The sequence below is a fragment of the Nonomuraea sp. bgisy101 genome (genome assembly GCF_057708945.1).
Map to the genome: position 1 here is coordinate 67,151 of NZ_JBYITD010000037.1, position 24,750 is coordinate 91,900.

General features: G+C 70.5%; 18 protein-coding genes. 11 read left to right on the top strand and 7 right to left on the bottom strand.

Annotation, left to right across the window (positions count from 1 at the left end):
* Positions 1 to 61: 61 nt before the first annotated feature.
* The 4 genes from AC3EO4_RS45655 to AC3EO4_RS45670 all read left to right on the top strand — a co-directional run bounded on the left by AC3EO4_RS45655 (position 62) and on the right by AC3EO4_RS45670 (position 5,406).
* Entirely contained in the window at positions 62 to 1,588 is a 1,527-nt protein-coding gene (locus AC3EO4_RS45655) for a serine/threonine-protein kinase (RefSeq protein WP_431902150.1), read from the top strand.
* A 79-nt stretch (positions 1,589 to 1,667) separates the two neighbouring features.
* Positions 1,668 to 2,636, top strand: coding sequence for an NAD(P)-dependent oxidoreductase (locus tag AC3EO4_RS45660; protein ID WP_431902153.1), 969 nt, complete (start codon positions 1,668 to 1,670; stop codon positions 2,634 to 2,636).
* Positions 2,637 to 2,793: 157 nt separating this feature from the next.
* Positions 2,794 to 4,143: an FAD-binding oxidoreductase gene (locus AC3EO4_RS45665; RefSeq protein ID WP_379574555.1), complete on the top strand. Its 1,350-nt coding sequence runs from the start codon at positions 2,794 to 2,796 to the stop codon at positions 4,141 to 4,143.
* Between the two features lie 3 nt (positions 4,144 to 4,146).
* Positions 4,147 to 5,406, top strand: a complete 1,260-nt coding sequence (locus AC3EO4_RS45670; RefSeq protein WP_379573561.1) for a class I SAM-dependent methyltransferase — start codon at positions 4,147 to 4,149, stop codon at positions 5,404 to 5,406.
* A 52-nt stretch (positions 5,407 to 5,458) separates the two neighbouring features.
* Here the strand turns inward: AC3EO4_RS45670 and AC3EO4_RS45675 are convergent, their stop codons facing one another.
* From AC3EO4_RS45675 to AC3EO4_RS45690, 4 genes are all read right to left on the bottom strand, one after another.
* Positions 5,459 to 6,019 (bottom strand): hypothetical protein, encoded by a 561-nt coding sequence (locus tag AC3EO4_RS45675; RefSeq protein ID WP_379573562.1) that lies wholly within the window; start codon positions 6,017 to 6,019, stop codon positions 5,459 to 5,461.
* A 24-nt stretch (positions 6,020 to 6,043) separates the two neighbouring features.
* A complete protein-coding gene (locus tag AC3EO4_RS45680) occupies positions 6,044 to 6,502 on the bottom strand; it encodes a hypothetical protein (protein WP_379573563.1) in 459 nt (152 codons plus the stop codon).
* A 71-nt stretch (positions 6,503 to 6,573) separates the two neighbouring features.
* A complete protein-coding gene (locus AC3EO4_RS45685) occupies positions 6,574 to 7,011 on the bottom strand; it encodes a MarR family winged helix-turn-helix transcriptional regulator (protein WP_379573564.1) in 438 nt (145 codons plus the stop codon).
* A 104-nt stretch (positions 7,012 to 7,115) separates the two neighbouring features.
* Positions 7,116 to 8,651 (bottom strand): long-chain-fatty-acid--CoA ligase, encoded by a 1,536-nt coding sequence (locus AC3EO4_RS45690; protein ID WP_379573565.1) that lies wholly within the window; start codon positions 8,649 to 8,651, stop codon positions 7,116 to 7,118.
* Between the two features lie 126 nt (positions 8,652 to 8,777).
* Between AC3EO4_RS45690 and AC3EO4_RS45695 the strand changes: the two genes are divergently transcribed.
* From AC3EO4_RS45695 to AC3EO4_RS45705, 3 genes are all read left to right on the top strand, one after another.
* The gene (locus AC3EO4_RS45695; protein ID WP_431902158.1) at positions 8,778 to 10,322 is read left to right on the top strand and encodes a GMC family oxidoreductase; all 1,545 of its coding nucleotides are present in this window, start codon (positions 8,778 to 8,780) and stop codon (positions 10,320 to 10,322) included.
* A gap of 66 nt (positions 10,323 to 10,388) precedes the next feature.
* Positions 10,389 to 11,618: a cytochrome P450 gene (locus tag AC3EO4_RS45700; protein ID WP_431902160.1), complete on the top strand. Its 1,230-nt coding sequence runs from the start codon at positions 10,389 to 10,391 to the stop codon at positions 11,616 to 11,618.
* Positions 11,619 to 11,650: 32 nt separating this feature from the next.
* Positions 11,651 to 12,481 (top strand): alpha/beta fold hydrolase, encoded by an 831-nt coding sequence (locus AC3EO4_RS45705; protein ID WP_379573568.1) that lies wholly within the window; start codon positions 11,651 to 11,653, stop codon positions 12,479 to 12,481.
* Here the strand turns inward: AC3EO4_RS45705 and AC3EO4_RS45710 are convergent.
* Positions 12,447 to 13,511, bottom strand: coding sequence for a methyltransferase domain-containing protein (locus AC3EO4_RS45710; RefSeq protein ID WP_431902162.1), 1,065 nt, complete (start codon positions 13,509 to 13,511; stop codon positions 12,447 to 12,449). The two genes, AC3EO4_RS45705 and AC3EO4_RS45710, sit on opposite strands and share 35 nt — an antisense overlap.
* A gap of 204 nt (positions 13,512 to 13,715) precedes the next feature.
* Positions 13,716 to 14,912: a beta-ketoacyl-[acyl-carrier-protein] synthase family protein gene (locus tag AC3EO4_RS45715; protein ID WP_379573570.1), complete on the bottom strand. Its 1,197-nt coding sequence runs from the start codon at positions 14,910 to 14,912 to the stop codon at positions 13,716 to 13,718.
* Between the two features lie 126 nt (positions 14,913 to 15,038).
* Here AC3EO4_RS45715 and AC3EO4_RS45720 point away from each other — a divergent pair, with 126 nt between their 5' ends.
* Positions 15,039 to 16,280: a cytochrome P450 gene (locus AC3EO4_RS45720; RefSeq protein WP_431902164.1), complete on the top strand. Its 1,242-nt coding sequence runs from the start codon at positions 15,039 to 15,041 to the stop codon at positions 16,278 to 16,280.
* A gap of 24 nt (positions 16,281 to 16,304) precedes the next feature.
* Here the strand turns inward: AC3EO4_RS45720 and AC3EO4_RS45725 are convergent, their stop codons facing one another.
* Complete coding sequence (locus tag AC3EO4_RS45725; RefSeq protein ID WP_431902167.1) at positions 16,305 to 17,810, bottom strand: hypothetical protein; 1,506 nt, start codon at positions 17,808 to 17,810, stop codon at positions 16,305 to 16,307.
* Positions 17,811 to 18,366: 556 nt separating this feature from the next.
* On the opposite strand from AC3EO4_RS45725, the gene leuS reads away from it, so the two are divergent.
* The 3 genes from leuS to AC3EO4_RS45740 all read left to right on the top strand — a co-directional run.
* The gene (gene leuS / locus AC3EO4_RS45730) at positions 18,367 to 20,823 is read left to right on the top strand and encodes a leucine--tRNA ligase (RefSeq protein WP_431902175.1); all 2,457 of its coding nucleotides are present in this window, start codon (positions 18,367 to 18,369) and stop codon (positions 20,821 to 20,823) included.
* Positions 20,824 to 21,008: 185 nt separating this feature from the next.
* Positions 21,009 to 21,527, top strand: a complete 519-nt coding sequence (locus AC3EO4_RS45735) for a DUF1697 domain-containing protein (RefSeq protein WP_379573574.1) — start codon at positions 21,009 to 21,011, stop codon at positions 21,525 to 21,527.
* A gap of 74 nt (positions 21,528 to 21,601) precedes the next feature.
* On the top strand, positions 21,602 to 24,750 hold a 3,149-nt coding region (locus AC3EO4_RS45740), incomplete at its 3' end, for a S41 family peptidase (RefSeq protein ID WP_431902168.1).

Below are 24,750 nucleotides of genomic sequence, written 5' to 3' on the forward strand. Positions count from 1 at the left end.
ACACCGCCCTGTCCGGCGGACCGCCCGCACGCTTGTCACCGGTATGGGAAACTTGCGCCTTATGGCTTCGGAATCCGATCAGCTGGTCGCCCATCGCTACCGCCTGGCCACAGAACTCGGCAGGGGCGGCATGGGCGTGGTCTGGGAGGGCCACGACACGCTGCTGAACCGGTCGATAGCGATCAAGGAGGTGTTACTCCCGCCCGGGCTGTCCAAGTCCGACAGGGAGCGCCACCTGATGCGCACCGCCCGCGAGGCGCGCACGGCGGCCAGGCTCAACCACCCGAGCGTCGTGGCCGTCTATGACGTCGTGGAGGAGGACGGCCGCCCGTGGATCATCATGGAGCTGGTGCGCGCGCCCGCCCTCGACGAGGTCGTCGCCACCCACGGCGCGCTGCCGATCAGGGAGGCCGCAGCAGTCGGCCGCCAGGTGCTGTCGGCGCTCAAGGCCGCCCACGAGGTCGGCATCCTGCACCGCGACGTCAAGCCGAGCAACATCCTGCTGTGCGACGACGGCCGCGCCGTCCTGACCGACTTCGGCATCGCCACAGCCGAGGGTGACAGCTCCCTCACCAGGACCGGCATGGTCACGGGGTCGCCCGCCTTCCTCGCGCCCGAGCGGGTCCGCGGCCTCGAGGACATCGGCCCCCCTTCCGACCTGTGGTCGCTCGGCGCGACCCTCTACGCCGCGCTCACCGGACGCTCGCCGTTCGAACGGGGCGAGCCGATGGCCACCCTGTCGGCGCTGCTCGGAGAGGAGCCCGACTACCGCAGGATCCCTCCCGCGCTGCATCCCGTGCTGAAGGGGCTGCTGAAGAAGGAGCCGGAGGAGCGGCTGAGCGCGGCCGAGGCCGACGCGCTGCTCCTCTCGATCGGCGAGCAGCAGGCCGCCAAGCACGACGACGACGATGACGAGCGGCCGTCCTCACGCAGGCGCGGCAGCCGAACGACGCTGATGGCGGCCGCGGCGGCGATCCTGGTCGTGACCGTCGGCGCCGGCGCCTATCTGAAGCTCTCCCCCGAGGCGGCGCAGGGCAGCGCGCGCCTGCCGCAGACCAAGGCCGTCACGCCGGCCTCGACGCCCGCCAACCCTGCCTCCCCGGCGACGCCATCGCCCACCCCCACCCCGGCGGTCTCCAGGACGCCCGTCGCCCTGACCCGGCTGTGGACCTCGCCCGACGGCTGGTCGATCCAGCGGCCGACCAGGTGGAAGGGGGCCCGCTCCCAGGCCTACACGCAGTGGACCCGCCCCGACCGCTCGGCCCACCTCGGCGTCGAGGAGCAGTACGCCACGCTCGATCCGCACCAGATCCTGCGCGACGCCGAGGAGAGCATGACCGGGGCCGCGGACGTGCGGACCGTGCGCCGCAAGACCGCCCCACAGGGCGCGGTGGACTGGGAGTTCACCTGGACCGCCGCTCCCGGGCACCCGTGGGCGGCCGAGGGACGGGTCTACCACGAGGTACGGCGCGCGATGGTGGCGGGTGACACGGCGTACGTGGTGTCGTGGACGGTCGCCGAGGAGCAGTGGCGGCGCCACGGCCGGATGATGCGCCAGGTGATGGGCAGCTTCACGCCGGGCTCCTGACGCGGTAGGGGTCCGGCACCCCGGCGGAGCCTCGCCGCGGGCGTGGTCAAGGTCCCGGCGCCGTCCTAGGGTCGGCCTCATGACTCCTTGGAACCTGCTGGCGCTCGCGCCCCTGCCGCCCGACGCGCTTCGCGGCCTGCTCGCCCCGCTCGGCGACGGCGTCACGCTCGTGACCGCGCGCGACAGGGCCGCGATGGAGGCCGCCCTCCCGGACGCCGAGATCGTGCTCGGCGACTGGAGTGGCAGCCTCGCCATGGACGCGGCCGCGGTCGCCGCGGCCCCGCGGCTGGCCTTCGTCCAGCAGCCCTCCGTGGGCGTCGACGGACACGACCTGGCCGCGCTGGCGGCGGCGGGGGTCCCGCTGGCCAACACCGCGGGGGTCAGCGCGACGGCGGTGGCCGAGTGGTGCGTGGGCGCCGCCCTGGCCCTGGCCCGCCGCCTGCCCGCCGCCGACGCGGCCGTCCGCGCCGGCCGGTGGCCGCAGCTCGACCTCGGCCCCCGTGAGCTGTCCGGCTCCCGCGTGGGCATCGTGGGCTACGGCCCGATCGGCGAGCGCTGCGCCCGCCTGTTCGAGGCGTTCGGCTGCCAGGTCTCGCACTGGACGCGGACGCCGCGCGGGGCGGGTCACGCTCCGCTCGAGGAGGTCGTGGCCACCTCCGACGTGCTGGTCGTGGTGATCGCCCTGTCCGACGAGACGCGCGGGCTCGTCGACCCCGCCTCGATGAAGAAGGGCGCCCTGCTGGTCAACGCCGCCCGCGGAGGCGTCGTCGACCAGCGGGCGCTCGTCGACGCGCTGCGCGAGGGACACCTGGCGGGCGCGGCGCTCGACGTCTTCGAGAGCGAGCCGCTGCCGGACGGGGACCCGCTGCGCGACCTGGAGAGCGTGCTCCTCTCGCCGCACGTGGCGGGCGTCACACCCCAGACGACAGGACGGCTCGTCTCCGCCGTCCTTGCCAACCTGGCTGCCGCGCTCGACGGAACGAAGATCATCAACGTCGTCAACGGCGTGTCGGCGCAGGTCCGCAGAAGGGGCGTATCTGGTAAGTAGAGTTTCCTGTCGGTTCGCCGGTCGATAGCGGCTTCACCTGGGACGATAGGAAGTTTTCGAGCGTTTAACGACCCCGACCTGTTCGAGGCTGATTTGGAGAGATACGGTCTTACGGACGATCTCGACCACAGCTTCTGGGGGTGTTTCTGTGACAACGATGTCGGCACACCAGCGGGCCGTCGAACAGATCAGGCAGTCCTATGCCGAGATTCCCGCGGACGCCGCTCCTCGGCTGGCCAAGGCGACCTCGAACCTGTTCAGGTTCCGCGATTCGGGCAAGGCCGCCAAGCTGTCGGCCCGCGACCTCGACGAGGTCATCAGCGTGGACCCGGTCAGCATGACCGCCGAGGTCCAGGGCATGACGACCTACGAGGACCTCGTCGATGCCACGCTGCCGCACGGCCTCATGCCGTACGTCGTGCCGCAGCTGAAGACGATCACGCTCGGGGGGGCGGTGACCGGGCTCGGCATCGAGTCGAGCAGCTTCAGGGACGGCCTGCCGCACGAGTCGGTCGAGGAGCTGGAGATCCTGACCGGCGAAGGGCGCATCGTGGTCGCTCGCGACGACAACGAGCACCGCGACCTGTTCAGGGCCTTCCCCAACTCCTACGGCACGCTCGGCTACGCGCTCAGGATCCGGATCAGGCTCAGGAAGGTCCAGCCGTACGTGCGGCTGACCCATCTGCGCTTCACCGACGCCGCCAAGTGCATGCTGGCCATGCAGGAGATCTGCGAGCAGATGGTGCACGACGGGGAGCCTGTCGACTTCGTGGACGGCGTGTTCTTCGACCCGTCGGAGATGTACATCACGCTCGGCCGGTTCGCCGAGCGCGCCCCGTACACCTCCGACTACACGGGGATGCGCATCTACTACCAGTCGATCCAGAAGAGGGGCCGCGACTGGCTGACCGTGCGCGACTACCTCTGGCGCTGGGACACCGACTGGTTCTGGTGTTCGCGGGCGTTCGGCGTCCAGCAGCCGCTGGTGCGGTCGCTGATGCCGCGCAAGTGGATGCGCTCGGACGTCTACCGCAAGCTCGTCGCCCTCGACCGCAAGTACGGCGTGGTCGCGAGGGTCGACAGGTGGCGCGACGCCCCGGTCCAGGAGTCGGTCATCCAGGACGTCGAGACGCCGGTGGAGAGGGGCGCGGAGTTCCTCGAGTTCTTCCACGCCAAGGTCGGCATGACCCCGGTGTGGATGTGTCCTCTCCGATCGTCGAGTGAGTGGCCGCTGTACCCGTTGGAGACGGGAAAGCTCTACGTCAACTTCGGCTTCTGGGGCCTGGTCCCGTTGCCGCGCGGACAGTTCGACGGTTACTACAACAGGCTGATCGAGAACGAAGTGCACGACCTCGACGGGCACAAGTCGCTCTACTCGACCTCTTTCTATGCCCGTGAGCAGTTCTGGCAGCTGTACAACGGCGATGCTTACTGGCCGGTCAAGCGGGAATACGACCCGAACGGTCGCCTGCTGGACCTGTACGACAAGTGTGTGCGGGGAAGGTGAGAGATGGCTCTGGCGAGCATCTTTGAGAAGATCGTTGGCGCGAACACCAACATCGCGTTCATGGCCTACGACGGTAGCAAGGCCGGTCCCGACGGCGCCGACGTGCGCATCGAGGTGAAGTCCCCCATCGCCGTGGCCTACCTGGCCCAGGCGCCGGGAGAGCTCGGCCTGGCCAGGGCGTACGTGTCGGGACACATCGACGTTCACGGCGACATGTACACCCTGCTCGACCGCATGTGGAACATCACCACCAATGACCTGACCCTCGCCGAGAAGGTCGACGCCGTGCGGGCTCTCGGCACCAAGCCGTTGCTGATGCGCGTTCCTCCGCCGCCTCAGGAGATGCGCAGGAGCACCCTGGCCAGGCTCGGCTCGCGCCACGCCAAGCAGCGTGACGCCGAGGCGATCCACCACCACTACGACGTGTCCAACCGCTTCTACGAGTGGGTGCTCGGCCCTTCCATGGCCTACACCTGCGCGGTCTTCCCTCGCGAGGACGCGACCCTCGAAGAGGCGCAGTACACGAAGTTCGACCTGGTGGCCAGGAAGCTGGACCTCAAGCCCGGCATGCGTCTGCTCGACGTCGGCTGCGGCTGGGGCGGCATGGTCATGCACGCCGCCCGCGAGTACGGCGTCAAGGCGCTCGGGGTCACGCTGTCCAGGCAGCAGGCGGAGTGGGCGCAGAAGGCGATCGTGGACGCGGGCCTGCAGGATCTGGCGGAGGTCCGCTTCATGGACTACCGCGACGTCCCCGAGGGCGACTTCGACGCGGTCAGCTCCATCGGGCTCACCGAGCACATCGGCAAGGACCAGCTGGCCGGCTACTTCGCCGGCCTGTACGGCAAGCTCAGGCCGGGCGGGCGGCTGCTCAACCACTGCATCACCCGCCCGACCAGCACCGAGAAGACGATCAACAAGGGCGGCTTCATCAACCGCTACGTCTTCCCCGACGGCGAGCTCGAGTCGGCCGGCTACCTCATCTCGATGATGGAGAACACCGGCTTCGAGGTCCGCCACGAGGAGAACCTGCGCGAGCACTACGCCCGCACGCTGAAGTTCTGGTGCGACAACCTGGACGACAACTGGGAGGACGCCCTCCAGGAGGTCGGCCAGGGCACGGCCAGGGTCTGGCGGCTCTACATGGCCGGTTGCATCGTCGGCTTCGAGCGCAACAAGGTCCAGCTGCACCAGGTCCTCGGCGTCAAGCTCGACAGGGAGGGCGGCGCGCACGTGCCGCTGCGTCCCTCCGTCGACTGGCCCTGACCGGCACATCGCGAGGACCGCGTCGCCCGGCGGGCGACGCGGTCCTCGCGCGTCACGGGGTGGGGGAGAGCGCGGCCAGTCCCCTTCTGGCGTAGGTGATGCTGCCCGACAGGAGCGTCACGCCCGACAGCACGCCGCTGACGAACGGAACCCATGCCAGGGCGGAGGTGAACGACATGGCCAGGCCGACGATCCCCAGGACGGTCAGGACCACGCCGGGAATCATGATGCTGGGCTCCTTCCACACCGGAGCCAGCGCGACGAAGTGGAGGCCCACGATCAGGGCGATCCACGCGACGTTGGTCTCCGCGGGGCGCTCCATCACGCGCAGCACCTGCAGGCCGCCGAACAGCAGGACGGCCTCCGCGGCGACGATCAGCAGGTAGCCGCGGCCGTACATGGTGCCCCCCGCGGGCGGCTGGGGAGGCTGCGCGCCCGACCTGATGCGCCGACCGGCGCTGAACCACAGGAAGATCGCATACGCCGCGGCGAGGGCCGCGGCCACGCGGAGGACGGTCGCGATCACGGAGCCGAGGGGCCCGGGCGCGTTGACGATCACGAATACCGCACCGAAAACGGCACCGACCAGCATTCCGGTCAGACGATTCTGCATGACCGCAAACCATACAGGTCATCATCATCTTTCACGGAAGTACGCGTTCGCCGCAGAACTAAACATCAGCACCATCGCTCCCAGAACGGCCGCCAGGTGCAGAATGCGACTCGCGGTGAACACGTACGTCATCGCGTCGGCCGAGGCGTAGAACTCGACGACGGAGTTGCCCGCGAGCAGCCACCGGATGGGCTCGATCACCAGCGACAGCGTGCCGAAGACGCCGAGCGTGAGCGCCAGCGCGACCCTGGCCCATGGGCGGCCCTGGCGCAGGCACACCGCCAGGAAGACGGCGCCGGCGAACACCGCCAGCCGGAACGCGAGGCCACCGGCGAGATCGGAGAAGGGCGCGCCGGCGGACAGCGCCTGCCCGACGGCGAGGGCGGCCTCGAAGGCGCCCGCGCCGACGGCGGCGAACCAGAGGGTGGCGGAGGCCCTGACGGGAGCGGGGACGGGTTCGAGTGCCGAGAGTGTGGTGACCATGCACCCAGTGTTCACGCGCGCGCATGCCCCGATCAGCCCTGCGCGCACCCATGTCGGGGGTAGGGGGCGCCCTACCCCCGGCCTGAGGTGAGCTCGTCGGTGGCCTCCTGAAAGGCGTTCGCGGCCTTGTCGAAGTAGTCGAACAGCGTCGCTCGCTGCTCGTCGGTGTAGTCGCCGAGCAGCTCCGCCAGCCGCTGCCTGGCCCCCTTGAGCGCCTCGTCGAGCCGTGCGGGCCTGCCGGAGGCCTCGACGATCACCTTGCGCCGGTCGGTGGGATCCGCCACCCGCCGGACGTACCCGCTCTGCTCCAGCCGGTCGATCAGCCTGGTGGTCGCGCCCGTGGTGAGCCCCGCGCGCGCGGCCAACTCGCCCGACGTGAGCGGGCCCGACAGCTCCAGCGTGTTGAGCGCGTAGAGGTCGGTGGCGTTGAGCCCCGCCGATTCGGCGCTGGCCAGGCTGTGCAGGACCACCGCGCTGAGGTAGTGCCGGAAGACCGCGCTCGGTTCCATCGGGGGTTCCTTATCTCGTGCAAGTATTGCACTAGGGAAGATATCACCCCCGATGTCGCCGAGCGTGCCGGAGGCTCGCGGGACCGTGGCCGGACGGCGTGGCGTCAGCGCAGCTCGCGCTTGAGGATCTTGCCGGTGGCGGTCATCGGCAGGTTCTCGCGGAACTCGACGACGCGGGGGTACTTGTAGGCGGCCATGTTCTCCTTGCACCAGGCCACCAGCTCGTCCGCGGTGATCGAGGCGCCCGCGTTCAGGATGATGTACGCCTTGACCTCCTCGCCGTGCGAGTCGTGCGGGACCCCCACGACCGCGGCCAGTGAGACCGCGGGATGGGTCATCAGGACCTCCTCGATCTCGCGCGGATACACGTTGAACCCGCCGCGAATGATCATGTCCTTGGCCCTGTCGACGATGGCGTAGTAGCCGTCGGCGTCGCGGGTGGCGATGTCGCCGGTGCGGAACCAGCCGTCGTTCATGACCTCGGCGGTCGCCTCGGGCCTGTTGTAGTAGCCCTTCATGATGTTGTGGCCGCGGATGGCGATCTCGCCGGGGCCCTCGCCCTCGATCGTCTTCCAGTCGCTGTCGATCAGCCTCATCTCCACGCCCCAGATGGGCGTGCCGATGGTGCCCGGCTTGGTCGGCCTGCCGAGCTGGTTGAAGCTGGCCACGGGGGAGGTCTCCGACAGGCCGTACCCCTCGAGGATGCCGATGCCGAAGGTCTGCTCGAAGTCGCGCAGCACCTCGACGGGCGAGGAGGCGCCGCCGGCCACGGCGAGCTTGAGCGTGGTGGGTGCCTGGCCGCCCTCGGCGTGGATCTTGGTGAGCAGGCCCCAGAACATCGTGGGCACGCCCGCGAAGAACGTCACGTTCTCCTTGAGGATCAGGCCCAGGGCGTCACCCGGGTCGAAGCGCGGCATGAGCACGAGCGTGCCGCGGCGGCGGAAGCCGGTGTTCATCACGACGGTCTGGCCGAAGGAGTGGAAGAGCGGGAGCACGGCCAGATAGATGTCGCCGCCCGGCGTGCGCGGGAACATCTCGTCGCTCACCATGGCGTTCATCAGCATGTTCTGGTGGCTGAGCTCGGCGCCCTTGGGCTGGCCCGTCGTGCCGGAGGTGTAGAGGATGACCGCGGTGTCCTCGGGAGCGGTCTGCACGGTCTGGAACTCGCCCGGCATGCCGTTCAGCGCCGCCCAGATCGACTCGCCGTACTCGGACTCGGTGGCGAGCGGCGTGGCCGGCAGCACGAAGAAGTGCTCGCACCCCTCGGCGGCCTCGAAGCCCGCCTTGCCGCGCTCGCCGAGCGGCAGTTCGGGGGTGCCCTCGAAGCAGAACAACGCCTTGGCGTCGCTGTCGTCGAGGTGGTAGGCGATCTCCCTGGACTGCAGCAGCACGTTCAGCGGCACGACCGTCGCGCCGGCCTTGAGGATGCCGAAGTAGACGAAGGGGAAGTAGGGCACGTTCGGGCATGCGAGCGCGACCTTGTCGCCCTTGCCGACGCCGCGCGCCACCAGCAGGTTCGCCACCTGGTTGGCGATCGTATCCACCATGGAGTACGGCAGGCGCAGATCGCCGAAGACGACGGCCGTGTCGTCGGGCGCGGTGCGGGCGCTGTCCTCGAGGACGATCGACAGGTTGAGCATGGCAGGCCTTCCTCCCTCGCTTACTCCTACGCGCGCCATCTTGGCAGCAACTACATACCAACCGGTAGGTAACAAAGGTTACAGATGCATATGGACGAGCCCGGCGAGGTGACGTATGCACGTCCTGTGGAGTATGACTACGTGATCGTCGGCGCGGGCTCGGCGGGCTGCGTGCTGGCCAACAGGCTGACCAGGGATCCCTCGGTGAGGGTGGCGCTCATCGAGGCGGGCGGACCGGACGACAGGCTGGAGATCCGCATGCCCGTCGCCTTCGCCAAGCTCTTCAAGACCGACTACGACTGGAACTACTCCACCGCCAAGCAGGACGAGCTGGCAGGGCGCGAGCTCTACTGGCCGCGCGGCCGCGTGCTCGGCGGATCCTCCTCGCTCAACGCCCAGATGTGGGTGCGCGGCCACCGGCGCGACTACGACCAGTGGGGCGTGCCCGGCTGGGGCTACGACGACGTCCTGCCGTACTTCCACAGGGCCGAGCGCCGCGTCGGCAGCAACACCGGCGGCGTGTACGGCGCGGCGGGACCCGTGCACGTCTCCGAACTCCGCAGCCCCAGCCCCGTCACGCGAGCCTTCCTCAAGGGCTGCGAGGAGCTGGGCATGACCAGGCTCGACGAGCTCAACGGGCCGTCGAACGAGGGCTGCAGCCCCACCCCCGTCACCCAGAACCGCGGGCGCAGGTGCAGTGCCGCCGACGCCTACCTGAAGCCCGTGCTCAGGCGGCGCAACCTGACCGTCGTCATCGGCGCGCGGGTCGAGCGCGTGGTCTTCGACGGCAGGAGGGCGGTGGGCGTCGAACACGACGGCGGCGCCAGGATCACCGCCAGGCGCGAGGTCGTGCTGTCGGCCGGCGCGATCGGCTCCCCGCACCTGCTGCTGCTGTCGGGCGTCGGCGCGGCCGGCGAGCTGAAGGAGGCCGGCGTGCCGGTGGTCCACGACCTGCCCGAGGTCGGCAGGAACCTGCAGGACCACCTCGCCTCGGCCGTCTACATGAGCTGCCCGCAGCCGATCACCCTCACCAAGGCGGCGGAGAGCCTCGGGAACCTGCTGCGCTACCTGGTGCTGCGCAACGGCCCGCTGACCACGAACGTGGGCGAGGCCGTCGCCTTCGTCAGGACCTCGCCCGAGGAGCCCGCGCCCGACATCGAGCTGGTCTTCGCTCCCGGGTTCTTCTTCGAGCACGGGCTCGTCGCGCCCACCGAGCACGGGCTGACCATCGGCGCGGTGCTGCTGCAGCCGCAGAGCAGGGGAAAGGTGGGGCTGAGCGGCCGCGACGCGGCCATCGACCCCCGCTATCTGACGGATGAGGCCGATCTGCGCAGGCTGGTGGCGGGATTGAGGACGGCCAGGCGGATCTTCGAGACCGGCGCGCTCAGGCCGTACGTGTCGGGGCCGATGGCGCCCTACGCGGGGCAGGGCGGCGAGGAGGAGCTGGCGCAGTGGGTGCGCGAGCGCGCGGAGACCCTCTACCACCCGGTGGGCACCTGCAGGATGGGCGCCGACGCCGGCTCGGTCGTGGACCCCGAGCTGCGAGTGCGTGGGGTGGAGAGGCTGCGGGTGGCCGACGCCTCGATCATGCCGACGCTCAACCGCGGACACACCCACGCCCCCGCCGTCATGATCGGCGAGAAGGCCGCGGACCTGCTGGCCTCGGCCTGACAAAGGCCCTTCCAGAGGCGGCGTGGACCCTTGACGTAAGTGAACACTTGCGTCAACGATGGCGGCATGGACATCGATCTGTCGCAGATCCCGTTCTGGGGACTTCCGCAGGCCGAGCGGATGGACGCCTTCAGGCGGCTGCGCGAGCTGGACCGGCCGGTGTTCGTCAAGGAGAACGTGGTCCCCTTCATCGGCGCGGGCGAGGGCTACTACGCCCTGGTACGGCATGCCGACGTGACCGAGGCCAGCCGCAACGCCGGGGTGTTCAGCAGCGAGCCCTGCTCCAACAGCATCCCCGACATGCCGCGGTGGCTGGCCGTGTACTTTGGCTCGATGATCAATATGGACGACCCGCGGCACGCCAGGCTGCGCAGGATCGTCTCCAGGGCCTTCACGCCGCGCATCCTGGCGAAGATGGAGGACGACCTGGCCGTGGCCGCGGCCGAGATCGTGGACGCCGCGATCAAGGAGGGTCCGGGCGACTTCGTCGAGCAGATCGCCGCCAGGCTTCCGGTGCGCGTCATCTGCGACATGATGGGGATTCCCCCGAAATTTCATGACATGGTGCTGCGCCGTACCAACGTGATCCTCGGCAACGCCGACCCCGAGTACACCGGCATCAGTCCCGACCTCAACCGCTGGAACGTCGCCAAGGGCCTCGGCAAGCTCCTGCACGCGGGCCACTCGCTCAACCGCCTGGCCGCCACGCTCGGTGACGAGCGGCGCAAGCGCCCCACGGGCGACCTGGTCAGCCTGCTGGTCAACGGCGAGGAGCGGCTCACCTCCCAGGAACTGGGCTCGTTCTTCATCCTGCTGGTCGTGGCGGGCAGCGAGACCACCCGCAACGCGATCGCCTACGGGCTCAAGCTGTTCACCGATCATCCCGAGCAGCGCGAGCACCTCATGGCCGACTTCGACGGGCGGATCGTCAAGGCGTGCGACGAGATCGTGCGCTACTCCACCCCGGTGATCCAGTTCCGCAGGACCGTCACCCAGGACCACGGGATGTACCACAAGGGCGACAAGGTGCTGCTCTTCTACAACTCCGCCAACAGGGACGAGGCGGTCTTCACCGACCCCGACGCCTTCGACATCACCCGCGACCCCAACCCGCACGTCGGCTTCGGCGGTCCGGGGCCGCACTACTGTCTCGGCGCGCACCTGGCGCGCAGGGAGATGACCGTCATGTTCCGCGAACTGTTCACCAGGCTGCCGGCCATCCACACCGTGGGAGAGCCCGACTTCCTGCTCTCCAACTTCATCAACGGCGTCAAGCACCTGCGGTACGCGCACTGATGGGACAGGAGGGGCGTGGCACACTTGCCGCCATGGAGATCAGGACTGTCCATGCCAACGGGCTGGAGTTCGCGTATCTGGCGTTAGGCGAGGGCCCCCTCGCCCTCTGCCTGCACGGCTTCCCCGACACCGCGCACACCTGGCGCCACCTCATGCCGGAGCTGGCCGAGCGCGGCTATCGCGCGGTCGCGCCCTTCCTGCGCGGCTACGCGCCCACCGAGATCCCCGCCGACGGCGCCTACGAGGCCGCGGCCCTCGTCGCCGACGTCCACGCCCTGCACGAGGAGCTCGGCGGCGACGAGCGGGCCGTGATCATCGGCCACGACTGGGGAGCCGTTCCCGTGTACGGCACGACCGGCCGCTTCCGCAGGTCGGTGGCCATGGCCGTGCCACCGATCGGCGCGTTGCTGACCGGGTTCACCGAATACGAGCAGCTCAAGCGCTCCTTCTACGTCTTCCTCTTTCAGACGGGCCTGGCCGAGAGCGCCGCCGCCGCGCCTGGCTTCATCGAGGGGCTGTGGCGCGACTGGTCACCCGGCTACGACGCCACCCGCGACCTGGAGTTCGTCAGCCGGAGCATCGGCGCGCCCGCCAACCTCGCCGCCGCCATCGGCTACTACCGCGCCATGCTCGGCACCACTCCGCCCTCGGGCCGCCACCCCGCCCCTCCCGCTCCCGACAGGCCCGTCCTCTACCTGCACGGCGCGCAGGACGGCTGCCTCGGCGAGCACCTGGTCAAGGACGCGCCGGCTCACCTGCCCGAGGGCTCCAGGGTGGAAAGGATCGCGGGGGCGGGCCACTTCCTGCACCTGGAACGCCCCCGCGAGGTCAACGACCTGATCCTCTCCTGGCTGGAGGGCTGAGCACCGCGATCACCGGGTGCCTGCCCATGAGGCTCAGCCGGACCGCCCTGTCCACCGCGAACCCCGCAGGCTCGACGTCGTCGGGCAGCAGGGCGACCACCCTGCCCCGCGGCGCCAGCACCCGCCGCACCTCTCGCCACAGCCTGTCGCCGTCGGCGGCCGGCAACCCCGCCATGGGCACCTGGCGGTCCCACGGCGGATTGACCAGCACGACGTCGACGCTGCCAGCGGGCAGCGGGACGCGGCCCGCGTCGGCCACCAGCCACCCGATCCCGCGCGCGTCCACCGCGTTCCCTGCCTGCCCGGCGTTGCCCGCGGCGACTCGCACCGCCGCGGGGCTGAGATCGGCGCCGAGGTAGCGGGGCCCAGGAACGCAGGCGAGGGCCTCGACGAGCGTCGTGCCCGCACCGCAGCACGGGTCGAGCACCGTACGCGCCCGCTCCAGCCCCGCCATCCTGGCCATCGCGGCCGCCACCGGCGGATGCAGCGTGCCGGGGACCGTGGCGAGCTTGTACGGCCTGCGATGCAGCGGCCGGTCGGCGATCCTCAGGCCGATCACCGCCTCGTCGTCCTGCACGCTGACCCGCCAGGACAGCGTGCAGGGCGGCGGCGGCCCATGCCTTCTCGAGTGGTACGGCACGCCGAGCCGCCCGGCCAGCTCGGCCCCCACGGCGTCCTCGACGTCGTAGCGCGTGAACGTGCGCCTGCCGAGGAAGGAGGCGGACACGTCCAGGCCCTTCACCTCCGTCGAGCCGCCGAACGCCGCCTTCAGCGCCACCAGAGCGGCGGCGTCGACCCCGCGCGCCGCCGCGCGCAAGCCGTCGAGGGCGGCCTTGGTGTGCCCGATCCGTCCTGCCACGGCGCCCGCCAGCAGCACGTCGTCAGCCGTTCGCAGCCCCAGCACGCCGGGATCGGGAACCGCGCGCCTGAACCACACCTCGCGATGCCGTCGCCGGACGGCACCGCCGATCTCCTCGGCCACCAGCGGCTCCAGGCCGCGGACAGTCCTGGCCACCAGGAGCGTATGCACTTGTCTTCTCCCACGTCGCGACCCGGGGCGGCGGCATGCCGTCCCGCATCACCGGCGGTGGGCTGGTGCTCGCGAAAAGCGGCCACGGCCCGCCGGCGGGTCGTCAACGTCGGAAGAAGAACGTCACGCGGCAGAACCTAGCGGGGGCGCAGAGGCGGGTTCAACACATTTACGTGGAGCGCCCGTGGACGGACGCCTGGCCGCCTACCTTCCCAGCACGAGGCTGGCGTTGTGCCCGCCGAACCCGAACGCGTTGACGAGGACCGCGCCGTGGGGGAGCGGCGCGGCCGATCCTCTTACGACGTCGAGCTCGATCCTCGGGTCAAGGGTGTCCAGGTTGATGGTGGGGGGCACCAGGCCCTCCACGATCGAGCGCACCGCCGCGACCGCGGCCACGCCGCCCGCGCCCCCGCACAGGTGGCCGAGCATCGACTTGATCGCGGTCACCGAGGGATGCCCGCCGACGGCCCTGCCGATCGCCTCCGCCTCCACGGGGTCGCCCTCGGGGGTGGAGGTGGCGTGCGCGCTGACGTGCCCCACGTCGACGGGGTCGAGCTCCGCCTCCCGCAGCGCCGCCGTGATGGCCCGGGACTGCCCTTCCACGTCGGAGGCGGTGATGTGGACCGCGTTCGACGTGATCGCCGCCCCCGCCAGCGTCGCCAGCACGCGGGCGCCGCGTGCGGCGGCGAACGCGGCCCGCTCCATCACGACCAGGCCCGCGCCCTCGCCGAGGACGAACCCGTCCCTGCCGGCGTCGAACGGCCTGGAGGCCAGCTCGGGCTCGTCGTTGCGCTTCGACAGCGTCCTGGCCTGGGCGAACCCGGCCAGCGTCAGCGGGTGGACACACGCCTCCGCGCCGCCGGCGACCACCACGTCCGCCCTGCCGAGCCTGATCAGGTCGAGGCCCATCGCGATCGCCTCGGAGCCGGACGCGCACGCGCTCACAGGGGCGTGGGCGCCGCCGCGCGCGCCGAGCTCGATGCTCACCCAGGCGGCGGGGCCGTTGGCCATGAGCATGGGCACCGTGTGCGGCGAGACCCTGCGCACACCCTCCTTCTCCAGGATGTCGTCCTGGCCGAGCATGGTCAGCGCGCCGCCGGTGCCCGTGCCGATGACGACGGCCAGCCGTACCGGATCGACCTGGGGGCTGCCCGCGTCGGCCCACGCCTCCCGGGCCGCGACGAGCGCGACCTGCTCGCACCGGTCGAGGCGGCGGGCCAGCGGTCTGCCGAGCACCTCGGCGGGATCGTCGGCCAGCAGCGCCGCGATCCGCGCGGGCAGGTCCCACTCCGTCGTCCGGACACCTGAACGGCCGGCCAGTAGCCCCTCCCACGTCGTCGTCACGTTCCCGCCGAGCGGGGTGGTCGCGCCGAGCCCGGTGATCACCACGTCAGATCTCATGTGTTCCACGCTGCAGCGCGAAGATCGCCGGTGTGGATGCCGCAACCGACGAACGTCGGAGCCAGATGTTGTCGGACCCGCACACAATCTTGACGTAAGTGGTCACTTTCGCCAACTATGGAGCCCATGACGCTCGTGGACTTCGACCTGTCGGACCAGGCTTTCTGGGCGTTGCCCATGGCCGAGCGCGAGGCGGCGTTCGCCCGGCTGCGCGCGCTCGACGAGCCCGTCTTCTTCGAGGAGATGGAGGTGTCCTTCGCCCCGAAGGGGCCGGGCTACCACGCGCTGGTACGGCACGCCGACATCCTCGAGGCCAGCCGCAACCCCTCGGTCTTCTGCTCGGGCGACGGCGGCGCGACCAACATCCCCGACATGCCCGCCGAGTTCACCGAGTACTTCGGCTCGATGATCAACATGGACGACCCCCGGCACGCCAGGCTGCGCCGGATCGTCTCGCGGGCCTTCACCCCCAAGATGATCAAGCAGTTCGAGGCGGACGTGGAGTCCGCGGCCGCCCGCATCGTCGACGACCTGCTGGCCAAGGGGCCCGGCTGCGACTTCGTCACCGAGGTGGCCGCCAGGCTGCCACTGAAGATCATCTGCGACATGATGGGCATCCCGGAGAAGGACTACCAGTTCGTCTTCGACCGCTCGAACTTCATCCTCGGCGGCTTCGACCCCGAATACACCGGCTCGGACGTCAGCGACATCGCCACCCGCCTGCTCAACGCGGGTTTCGAGCTCCAGCAGCTCGTGCAGGACCTGGCCGCCTACCGCGCCGAGCACCCCACGGCCGACCTGACCTCCTCGCTGGTCAACGCCAACCTCGACGGCGAGCGGCTCACGCTGCAGGAGCTCGGCTCCTTCTTCATCCTGCTCGTCGTCGCCGGCAACGAGACCACCCGCAACGCCATCTCCTACGGCCTGCGTCTGCTCACCAAGAACCCCTCCCAGCGGGCCCTGCTGCTGTCCGACATGGAGACGCGCCTGCCCGGCACCGTGGAGGAGATCGTACGGCTGGCCTCGCCCGTCAACTTCATGCGCCGCAAGGTCACTCGCGACTTCGAGATGAACGGCCACCTCTACAGGGCCGGCGAGAAGGCCGTCCTGTTCTACTGGTCGGCCAACAGGGACGCCGAGGTCTTCACCGACCCCGACGTCTTCGACATCACCCGCAGCCCCAACCCCCACGTCGGCTACGGCGGTCCGGGCCCGCACTTCTGCCTGGGCGCCCACCTGGCCCGCAGGGAGATCACGGTGATGTTCCGCGAACTGCTGCACAGGGTGCCCGGCATCGAGGGCGGCAGGCCCGACCGCCTGCACTCGGCCTTCATCAACGGCATCAAGCACATGGAGTGCACGTTCTGACGCCGCCGGGACGGGGGCGCGAGGTCAGGAGGCGGCGGTCAGCTTGATCTGCTTGAACACGCTGTTGATGTCGGGCAGCAGTTCCTTCTGTTCCGACGGCACCGACATGTAGACGATCGCGGGCACGTCCGCGCCCGTGCTGACCGCGGCCGCGACCACGGTCGTCTTCACCCCGTCGACCGTGATCTCGTAGGCGTTGAGCTGCCCGGGCAGGCCGCCGATCTTCAGCGCCTGGGTGGCGGTCTTCCTGGCGGCGTTCGGGGTGGAGAAGTACAGCTTGCGGGCCGACACCACCACAGCCTTGATCACCGGCTCGAGGTTCTCAGGCGAGGTGTAGGTGGCCGCCAGCTTGGCGGGCAGAGGGCCGGTCATCACCTGGGCGACGACCTGCTTGCCCGCCGCATCGGTGCCGGCGGGGGCGAACTGGCGGGTGCTGTAGCCGAACGTGGACTTCATGGTGCTGCGCAGGTCCGGCTTCCAGGTGCCGCCGAGGCGCGGCACGGAGATGCCGGCGGAGGGGTCGGCGGTCACACCCGTGACGGGGGACGCCTCGCCCTGGAACCTGGGCAGGCGGCCGACGGACGGCTTCTTGGTCGGCGGCTTCTTGTTGACGGACGCGGACGCGGACGGCTCGGCGGAGGGGGCGGCCGACGTTTCGGAGGCCAGCGGCCCGGCGATGAAGGCCCACAGGAGGGCGGCGACCAGCGCGATCGCGACCGAGCCCGCCAGGGCGTAGATCCAGACGGGCTTGCCCGAACCCTCGTCGGCCTCGTCCTCGCCCATGGCCTCGTAGTTGTCGCCGAAGACGGTGTCCCAGAGCTCCTGCTGGCGCTCGGGCGGAGGAGTGCGGGAACCGCTGATCTGCCCGGCGGTGACGAAGCGGTTGTCCGGATCGGAGGGGTCGCGGCTCAGGTTGGCGCCCGGACGCGGCTCGCCTGGCGCGCCCTGCGGCAGGGCGTCGGGAGCGTGTGCGCTGGGTCCGGCCGCGTGGCCGTCCCGCATGGCGCGGGGGTCGGCGGGCCCGTGCTGGGGCTGCCCCTGGACGGGCGGCATGCCGGGCTGCTGGATGGGCTGCTGGCCCGGGTGCTGTGGCGCGAGCCCCGCCTGGCCGCCCGCCACGGGCGGAGCGCCGGCCGGCGGGGGGCCCGCCTGCGGATAGGCGGCCTGCGGATGGGCCTGCGAGCGGGCGGCGTGGGGGTCACCCGCCTGATGGTGGGGCGGGAGCGGGTCGAGGCGGGGGTGGGAGGGGTTGGTCCCCGCTCCGAGCGGGTCGGCCGGGTCGATGCCGAGTGGGCCGGTCCCCGGCGGCGGCGCGGGGGAGTCCCTCGGCGGCCACGGCGCGGGAGCCGACAGGTTGGACCAGGCGGGCAGCGGCTCACGGGTCGGCGGTTGTTCGGGCCACGCGGGCGACGAGCCGCCGGCGCGAGGGGCCTCGGGCCAGGAGCCCGAGGCGGGCTCGATGCGCCCTGACTCCGGCCAGGAGGTGGGAACGGGCTCCTCGCGCGAGGTTTGGGGCCACGACGTCGGCACGTCAGGCCAGGACGGCGGCAAGGGTGACGCTCCGGAATTCTCCGTTGCCATTGCTGCCGTACCTCCCGAGGTTATGTCCGGATTGGACGCACCCGGCATGATCTCATGCAAAGCCGGTGGTTCCGCAGCAAAACGTGAGAAGCCAGTGGGATCGGTCGGCGGGTCCTGCATGGGCAGGTCGTCGGGGTCCCATCCGGGCTCAGCTGGGCGCGCCACGGTGACGAGAGTAATCTAAAGGGACATAAAAGGGCACATGGGGCGTAGGTGCTCGGGTGGGGAGGGCGGGGACCGAAGCCGGCGCGGCTGGGAAACGCTCCATACATCACCAACAGGTCGGGCAGTGGCAGAAACGTCCATTGTGCCCGGGGATCCCGGCCCTGGCATGGCTTTCATGGAAGACGAGGGGTTGCGGGCTGCGCTAGTCTTGACGTATGCGTTCCGCGACCCAGCTCCTTAGCGGGCCGCGACGGCCGTCGAGCTGAACTCCTGCCGTCGCGGCAACCCCTCGTTGCGGGAACGAGGGGTTTTCTTATGGGTCAAATCAAACCGAAGGAAAATCGCCGTGAGTGAGTACGATCCGCAGGCGCTGCAGGCCAAGTGGCAGCAGCGATGGGAGGAACAGGACCCCTTCCGGGCGAGCGAGGACGCCGCCGACACCCGGGAGAGGCGCTACCTGCTGGACATGTTCCCGTACCCCTCAGGCGACCTCCACATGGGCCACGCGGAGGCCTTCGGCCTGGGCGACGTGGTGGCGCGCTACTGGTTCCAGAAGGGCTACAACGTCCTGCACCCCATCGGCTGGGACTCCTTCGGCCTGCCCGCCGAGAACGCCGCGATCAAGCGCAACGCCCACCCCGCCGAGTGGACCTACGCCAACATCGAGACCCAGGCGGCCTCCTTCAAGCGTTACGCGATCTCCTTCGACTGGTCGCGGCGGCTGCACACCAGCGACGCCGAGTACTACAAGTGGACGCAGTGGCTGTTCATCCGCTTCTTCGAGCGCGGCCTGGCCTACCGCAAGGGCGGCCTGGTCAACTGGTGCCCCAACGACCAGACCGTGCTGGCCAACGAGCAGGTCGTCGCCGGCAGGTGCGAGCGCTGCGGCGCCGAGGTGGTCCGCCGCGAGCTGACGCAGTGGTACTTCAAGATCACTGACTACGCGCAGCGGCTGCTGGACGACATGGAGCAGCTGCAGGGCGGCTGGCCCGACCGCGTCCTGGCCATGCAGAACAACTGGATCGGCCGCTCCACGGGCGCGGACGTGCAGTTCGAGATCGAGGGCCGCGACGAGCCCGTCACCGTCTACACCACCCGCCCCGACACCCTGTACGGCGCGACGTTCTTCGTCGCCGCCGTCGACTCGGCGCTGGCCGACGAGATCTGCGACGACGAGCACAGGGAGGCCTTCGAGGCCTACAGGTCCGAGGTCGCCAAGCTGAGCGACATCGAGCGGCTGTCCACCGAGAAGGAGAAGACGGGCGTCTTCCTGGGCCGCTACGCGATCAACCCGGTCAACGGCGAGCGCATCCCCGTCTGGGCCGCCGACTACGTGCTGTCCGACTACGGCCACGGCGCCATCATGGCCGTGCCCGCGCACGACCAGCGCGACCTGGACTTCGCCCGCACCTTCAACCTGCCGGTCAAGGTCGTCGTCCACACCGGACTGGCCGACCCGGGCGAGACCGGCATCGCGACCCCGGGTGAGGGCGAGCTGGTCAACTCGGGCACGCTGGACGGCCTGAGCAAGACGGAGGCGATCGCCAAGATCATCGAGGTGCTGGAGGAGCGCGGCACCGGCACCGCGACGGTCAACTTCCGCCTGCGCGACTGGCTGCTGTCGCGCCAGCGGTTCTGGGGCACCCCGATCCCGATCATCCACTGCCCCGACTGCGGCGAGGTCCCCGTCCCCGACGACCAGCTGCCCGTCACGCTGCCTGACGTGCGCGGCGAGGCGCTGGCGCCGAAGGGCATCTCCCCGCTGGCCGGCGCGACCGAGTGGGTCAACGTCGAGTGCCCCAAGTGCGGCGGCGCCGCCCAGCGTGACACCGACACGATGGACACCTTCGTCGACAGCTCCTGGTACTACCTGCGCTACACCGACCCGACCTACGAGGACGGCCCGTTCGACGTCGAGAAGGTCCGCGAGTGGGGCCCGATCGACCAGTACGTCGGCGGCGTCGAGCACGCGGTGCTGCACCTGCTGTACTCCAGGTTCTTCACCAAGGTCCTGTACGACATGGGCATGGTCGGCTTCACCGAGCCCTTCACCCGCCTGCTGAACCAGGGGCAGGTCATCAACCAGGGCAAGGCGATGTCGAAGTCCCTGGGCAACGGCGTCGACCTGGGCCAGCAGATCGACGCGTTCGGCGTCGACGCGGTCCGGCTGACGATGGTGTTCGCGGGTCCGCCCGAGGACGACATCGACTGGGCCGACGTCTCGCCCGCCGCCTCGCAGAAGTTCCTGGCCAGGGCCTTCCGCGTCTTCGCCGAGGTGGCGAGCGGGCCGGGCGTCTCCTTCGAGGACGGCGACCTGGAGCTGCGCAAGTTCACGCACAGGACGGTCGACGAGGTCACCAAGCTGGTCGAGTCCCACCGCTTCAACGTGGCGGTGGCCAGGATGATGGAGCTGACCTCGGCCATCCGCAAGGCGATCGACTCGGGTCCCGGCGCCGCCGATCCCGCGGTCCGTGAAGGAGCGCAGGCGCTGGCGGTCATGCTGTCGCTGGCCGCGCCGTACACCGCCGAGGAGGGCTGGGAGCGCATGGGCCGCAGCGGCTCGGTGTTCCACGCGGGCTGGCCCGTCGCCGAGCCCGCGCTGCTGGTTCAGGACTCGGTGACGTGCGTCGTGCAGGTGGCGGGCAAGGTCCGCGACCGGCTGGAGGTCTCGCCCGACATCTCCGAGGGCGACCTGCTGGAGCTGGCGCTGGCCTCGGAGAAGGTGCGGGCGCTGGTGCCAGGCGAGCCGCGCAAGGTGATCGTCCGCGCGCCGAAGCTGGTCAACATCGTCCCGTAGCGCCTTCCGCGCGGTTCTTGCGGGCCGCTCGTACGGCACGCGGGCTCACGGCCACCGGGGTCACCCGGTGGCCGTCCGTCTTTCACGCGTCCTCCGGCGGGACTTCGCCGCTCGCCGTCACGTCGCCCGCTGAATCTGCCTGTACCTGACAGCCGATGGCAGGTAGGCGGCGTAGCGTGCGAGGCATGCGATATGTGGCCTTCCTGCGCGGCATCAACGTCAATCCCGCCACCCAGGTCGACATGGCCGCCCTGCGCGCGATGCTGGAGGGCCTCGGCTACAGCGACGTCCGCACCCACCTGCGCAGCGGCAACGCGGTCTTCAGCGCCGAGCCGCAGCCCAGGGAGAAGATCGAGAAGGCGATCCGCGACGGGCTCGCCCTGCCCGTCGCGGTGATGGTGCGCACGGCCGACGAGTTGCGGGCCGTGGTCGACGGCAATCCGCTGGAGGTGCGGGAGCCGGCCAAGTTCGCGGTGGTGTTCCTGTCCGAGCCGCCCGACCGCGAGGAACTGGAAGCCATCGACCCGGCCCGCTACGCGCCCGAGGTGATGCGCATGGGCGAGCGGGAGCTGTACATCGACTTCCCCGATGGTCTGGCCAGGCCCAGGTTGCCCGCGCTGCTGGAGAAGGGGGCGAAGAACGCCGGTACGATGCGCAACTGGAACACCGTCACGAAGCTGCTGGAACTGGTCACGGCTTCCTGAGCGGCGGCGCCTTGCCCTGCGTTCCGGCACAGAAAATCTTCGGCTGCCGGCGGAGCGCGCATTAGTGTGCATCTGTGACAATTGGCGCTTACCTAAGGTATCCGCATCTGTACGGAGACCTGATCACGTTCGTGGCCGACGACGACGTCTGGCTCGCCCCTCTCGACGGAGGAAGGGCCTGGCGGTTCACCGCCGAGCGCACTCCCGCCTCATACCCCCGCTTCTCGCCCGACGGCACCCGGCTGGCGTGGACCAGCACCCGTGAGGGCGCGCCCGAAGCGTTCGCCGCCGAGATCGACGGGCCCGAAGGCGAACGACTGACCCACTGGGGCAGCGCGACGACCGGCGTACGCGGCTGGACGCCTGACGGCCGGGTCCTGGCGATCAGCGCGACGGGTCAGGCCTCGCGCGACAGGACCTGGGCCTACGCCGTACCGCTGGACGGCGGCCAGGCCGAGCGCCTGCCGTATGGATGGGTGAGCGAGGCCGAAGCGAACGCCGACGGCGGCGTGGTGACCGTCTCGCCGGTCTGGCGCGAGCCCTCGCAGTGGAAGCGCTACAGGGGCGGCACCGCCGCCAAGATCTGGATCGACGCAGCGGGATCGGGCGAGTTCACCAGGCTGTTCGCCGACAGCATCGCGCAGTACTGGTCGGCCATGTGGATCGGCGACAGGATCGCCTTCCTGGCCGACCACGAAGGCGTCGGCAACCTCTACTCCGCCCTGCCCGACGGCACCGACCTGCGCAGGCACACCCGGCACGAGGAGTTCTACGCCCGGCACGCCGCCACCGACGGCACCAGGGTGATCTACAGCCACGCGGGCGACCTATGGGTGCTCGACTCGCTCGACGGCGAGCCGTACCGGCTGGACCTCAGGCTGGGCGGCCCCCGCCCCGCGCGCGCACGACGCCCCGCGCCGAGCAGGATCGGCGACTTCGCGCCCGACGCCGGCGGCAGGGCGAGCACCGTCGAGATCCGCGGCAGCGCCCACTGGGTGACCCACCGCGACGGCCCCTCGGGCGTGCTGCGCGCCGAGCCGGGCGTCAGGGTACGACTGCCGCGCGTCCTCGGCGACGACGGCCTGGCCGTCTGGGTCAGCGACGCGACAGGCGAAGACGCGCTCGAGATCGGCCGCGCCGGCGGCGAGATCCGCACGCTGGCCTCCGGCGAGATCGGACGGGTCCTCGACCTGGCCGCCGCGCCCGACGGCAAGCACGTCGCGCTGGCCACCCACGACGGGCGCCTGCTCGTCGTCGACGTCGCGACCGGCTCGATCAGAGAGCTCGACAGGACCGCCAACGGCGACATCAACGGGCTCACGTTCTCGCCCGACTCCGCCTGGCTCGCCTGGTCGCACCCGCACCACGAGCCGCTGCGCCAGATCAAGATGGGCCGCGTCGACGGCACCTCCACCATCGAGGTGACCTCACAGCGCTTCAGCGACTACGCGCCCGTGTTCACCAAGGACGGCAAGCACCTGGCGTTCCTGTCGATCAGGACATTCGACCCCGTCTACGACGCGCACGTGTTCGACCTGTCGTTCCCCGCGGGTGCCAAGCCGTACCTGGTGCCGCTGCAGGCGACCACGCCCTCGCCGTTCGCGCCCTCGCTCGAAGGCCGCAGCTTCAACGGCGCCGAGTCCGGCGACTCCACCGACGACGGCAAGGGCAAGAAGGACGCCAAGCCCGCCACCGAGGTCGACGCCGAAGGGCTGCCCGCCCGCGTCGTGGCCGTCCCCGTCCCCGCCGGGCGCTACACCAACCTGCGCACCGCCAAGGACGCCCTCCTGTGGCTGCGCCACCCCCTGGCCGGCGAACTCGGCGACGGAAGCGACCGCGAGGAGGTCGTCCTCGAACGCTACGACCTCAAGAAGCGCGCGAAGTCCGAACTCGGCAAGGAGGTACGCGCCTTCGAGGTCAGCGGCGACGGCGCCCGCCTGGTCACCAACGGCAAGAACGGCCTGCAGACCCGCTCGGCGAACGAGGGCGACGAGGTCATCACCATCGACCTCGACCGGATCACCGTCACCGTCGACCCCGTCGCCGAATGGCGGCAGTCCTACCACGAGGCGGGACGCCTCATGCGCGACCACTACTGGCGCGAGGACATGAACGGCGTCGACTGGGCCGGCACCCTGGCCCGCTACGCGCCGCTGGTCGAACGGATCGGCGCCTACTCCGAGCTCATCGACCTACTGTGGGAGGTACAGGGCGAGCTGGCCACCTCCCACGCCTACGCCCGCCCCAACGGCGCCGCCGTCGACCCCAAGCGGCGTCAGGGGCTCCTGGGCGCCGACCTCGCGCTCCAGGACGGCTCGTGGGTGGTCGCCAAGATCCTGCCCGGCGAGTCATCCGACCACGCCGCCCGCTCCCCGCTGCTCGCCCCAGGCGTCGCCGTCCGCGAGGGCGACGCGATCGTCGGCGTCGGCGGCCGGCCCGTCGACCCGGTCCGCGGCCCCCAAGCCCTCCTCGCCGGTACGGCGGAACAGCCCGTCGAGCTGACGATCAGGCCGGCCGCGGGCGGCGACACCAGACGCGTGGTCGTGACACCGCTGTCCGACGAGACCGCGGTCCGCTACCACGACTGGGTGGAGAGCCGCCGCGCCTACGTCAGGCAGGCCTCCGGCGGCCGGCTCGGATACCTGCACGTGCCCGACATGGTGGCCAGCGGCTGGGCCCAGTTCCACCGCGACCTGCGCACCGAGATGCCGCAGGAAGGGCTGATCGTGGACGTGCGCGGCAACAGCGGCGGGCACACCTCCGAGCTGGTGCTCGAGAAGCTCTCCCGCAGAGTGTCAGGGTGGGCGATCTCGCGAGGCTACGAGCCGATGCGCTACCCCGAGGACTCCCCGCGCGGTCCGATCGTCGCCGTCACGGACGAGTTCGCCGGCTCCGACGGTGACATCGTCAGCGCCGGCATCAAGAATCGCCGCATCGGGCCGCTCGTCGGCACCCGCACGTGGGGCGGAGTGATCGGGATCGACGGCCGGTACCAGCTGGTCGACGGCACGATCGTCACCCAGCCCCGGTACTCGTTCTGGCTCGATGGCGAGGGATGGACGGTGGAGAACTACGGCGTCGACCCTGACATCGAGGTCGTGATCACACCCCAGGACCGCGTGGCCGGCCGCGACCCGCAACTGGAGAAGGCGGTGGAACTGGCGCTGGAGGCCCTCAACGACCACCCCGCCGCCATCCCGCCCGACCTTCCCCCCGCCGCCCA